This window comes from Streptomyces sp. NPDC002076, from assembly GCF_053593835.1.
The window spans coordinates 1-3,339 of the sequence record NZ_JBSFDI010000062.1 but is presented as its reverse complement, the minus strand read 5'-3'; the positions used below and the strand labels follow the sequence as shown (position 1 = coordinate 3,339).

1 protein-coding gene and 1 pseudogene are annotated in these 3,339 nt (G+C 70.9%); both read left to right on the top strand.

Going from position 1 to position 3,339, the window contains the following annotated elements; genetic code table 11:
• A pseudogene (locus ACWCQS_RS45965) lies at positions 1-373 on the top strand (type I polyketide synthase); the annotation flags it as partial.
• A gap of 45 nt (positions 374-418) precedes the next feature.
• The coding region (locus ACWCQS_RS45960) for a type I polyketide synthase (RefSeq protein WP_451009987.1) at positions 419-3,339 on the top strand (2,921 nt) is incomplete at its 3' end.

Sequence of the window (3,339 nt, the reverse complement as noted above, 5' to 3'; positions counted from 1 at the left end):
CGCGGTGGAGCTGCGCAACCGGCTGACCGCGGCCACCGAGGTCCGCCTCCCCGCGACCCTGATCTTCGACTACCCCACGCCCACCGCCCTGGCCGCCTTCCTCCGGGAGGAGACCGCCCCGGAGGGGCCGGCGGCGGTGACCCCGCTGCTCGCGGAGCTCGACAGGCTGGAGGCATCTTTGGCGGTGGTCCTCCCCGATGGCGACGGGCATGCGCAGATCACCGCACGCCTCCAGGACCTGCTGGCCAAGTGGGGTGACGGCCGGAAGGAGCCGGAGGACGACGCGGCTGCGGCCGAGGTCGCCGAGGAGATCGAATCGGCGACGGACGACGACCTGTTCGACTTCATCGGTAAAGAGTTCGGGATCTCCTGACGTGAACGGCTCCGCCTTTCTGGCTGCCGCGAGAGGGATGCACGTATGAACGAGGAAAAGCTCCGCTACTTTCTCAAGCGGGTGACGGCGGACCTTCATGAAACCCGGCGCCGCCTGGAGGAAGTCGAGTCGGGGGAGCAGGAACCGATCGCGATCGTCGGGATGAGCTGCCGCTACCCCGGTGGCGTCGGATCGCCCGAGGACCTGTGGCAGCTGGTCCTGGACGGCCGGGACGCGATCTCCGGCTTCCCGACCGACCGCGGCTGGGACATCGAGCGTCTCTTCGACGCCGATCCCGAACAACAGGGCACGAGTTACGTCAGCGAAGGCGGGTTCCTGCACGACGCCAACTACTTCGACCCGGCGTTCTTCGGCATCAGCCCGCGTGAGGCGTTGGCGATGGACCCGCAGCAGCGGCTGCTCCTGGAGACCACCTGGGAGGTGTTCGAACGCGCGGGCATCGACCCGGCGTCGGTGCGCGGCAGCCGGACGGGTGTCTTCGCCGGCGTGATGTACCACGACTACACCTCCCGCCTGCGCGCCGTACCCGAAGGCGTGGAGGGCTACCTCGGCACCGGCGGATCCAGCAGCATCGCCTCCGGCCGTGTGGCCTACTCGTTCGGCCTGGAGGGCCCGGCGGTCACCGTCGACACCGCCTGCTCGTCCTCGCTGGTCACCCTGCACCTGGCCGTCCAGGCGCTGCGCAACGGCGAGTGCTCGCTGGCGCTGGCCGGCGGTGTCACCGTCATGCCGACACCGGGTACCTTCACCGAGTTCAGCCGCCAGCGCGGCCTGTCCTTCGACGGCCGCTGCAAGTCGTTCGCCGCCGCGGCGGACGGCACGGGCTGGGGCGAGGGCGTGGGCATGCTCCTGGTGGAGCGGCTCTCGGACGCCCGGAAGAACGGCCACCCCGTGCTGGCCGTGGTCCGCGGCTCGGCGGTCAACCAGGACGGCGCGAGCAACGGCCTGACGGCGCCGAACGGTCCCTCGCAGCAGCGAGTGATCCGGCAGGCACTGGCCAACGCCCGGCTGACCACGAAGGACGTCGACGTGGTGGAGGCGCACGGTACGGGTACGACGCTGGGCGACCCGATCGAGGCGCAGGCGCTGCTGGCCACCTACGGCAAGGCCCGGGCCGAGGACACGCCGTTGTGGCTGGGGTCGGTGAAGTCGAACATCGGTCACACGCAGGCCGCGGCCGGTGTCGCCGGGATCATCAAGATGGTGATGGCGATGCGGCACGGTGTGCTGCCGCGGACCCTGCACGTGGACGAGCCATCCCCGCACGTGGACTGGTCTGCGGGCGCGGTGGAGCTGCTGACCGAGGCGCGGGAGTGGCCGGAGACCGGCCGTCCCCGCCGGGCGGCGGTGTCCTCCTTCGGCATCAGCGGCACCAACGCCCATGTCATCGTCGAACAGCCGCCACTGGCCGACGACGGACAGCTCTCACCCGAGGACGGCACGGCGGCCTCGCCCGCCAAGATCTCGCTGCCCGTGCTGCCCTGGCTGCTGTCGGCCCGAGGCGAGCAAGCGCTGTGCGCCCAGGCGGAGCGGTTGCTGGCCCACATACAGCAGCGCCCCGAACTCGACCCGACCGACATCGCTCACTCCCTGGCGACGACACGGTCCGCCCTGGAGACCCGCGCCGTGGTGATCGCGGCCGACCGCCGCACCTTCCTCGACCGTCTGGCCGAGGTGGCCGCCGGCAAGACCCCGGTCGGCATGCCGTTCGGAAACGCCGACGGCCGGGGCAAGACGGCGTTCCTGTTCACCGGGCAGGGCAGCCAGCGGCTGGGGATGGGCCGGGAGCTGTACGACGCCTGTCCCGCGTTCGCCCAGGTGCTGGACGAGATCCTCACCCACTTCGAACTGCCCCTGCGTGAGGCGCTGTTCGGTGACGATGCCGGGCTGATCGACCGGACGGCGTACACGCAGCCCGCGCTGTTCGCCGTCGAGGTGGCGCTGTTCCGGCTGCTGGAGTCGTGGGGTGTGCGCCCGGACTTCGTCTCCGGTCATTCGATCGGTGAGATCGCGGCGGCGCACTGTGCGGGTGTGCTGTCGCTGGAGGACGCGTGCACGCTGGTCGCGGCCCGTGGTCGGCTGATGCAGGAGCTGCCGTCCGGTGGTGCGATGGTGGCCGTCCAGGCCGCCGAGGACGAGGTGGCGCCGTTCCTGACGGACGCGGTGAGCATCGCCGCGGTCAACGGCCCCGCCTCCGTGGTCGTGGCCGGTGACGAGGACGCCGTACTGGACATCGCCGCTTCCTTCGAGGCGCAGGGCCGGAAGACCAAGTGTCTGACGGTCAGTCACGCATTCCACTCGCCGCACATGGACGGGGTGCTCGAGGCCTTCCGCAAGGTTGCCGAGGGTCTGTCGTACGAGGCTCCCGGCATCCCCGTCGTATCCAACCTCACCGGGACGATCGCGACCGCCGAGGAGATCACCGACCCCGGCTTCTGGGTCCGCCACGTCCGTGAAGCCGTCCGCTTCCGCGACGGCATGCGGGTCTTGGAAGCGGAGAACGTGACGACGTTCGTTGAGCTCGGCCCCGACGGTGTCCTGTCGGCGATGGCGCAGGACTGCGTCACCGGCGACGGCCACGCCTTCGTCCCCGTGCTGCGCCAGGGACGTGCGGAGGCCGAGTCCCTCACCGCCGCCCTGGGCGTGGCCCACGTGCGTGGGGTCGCCGTCGACTGGACCGCGTACTTCTCCGGCACCGGAGCCGAACGCGTCGACCTGCCCACCTACGCCTTCCAGCACGAGCACTACTGGCTGGACGCCGGCACCGCGGTCGGCGACGTCACCTCCATGGGGTTGCGGTCCGCCGATCACCCGCTGCTGGGCGCGGCCGTCTCCCTCGCCGACGCCGAAGGCTTCCTGTTCACCGGCCGGTTGTCGGTGGAGACGCAGCCGTGGCTGGCCGATCACGCGGTCATGGGTGCGGTGCTGCTGCCCGGCACGGCGTT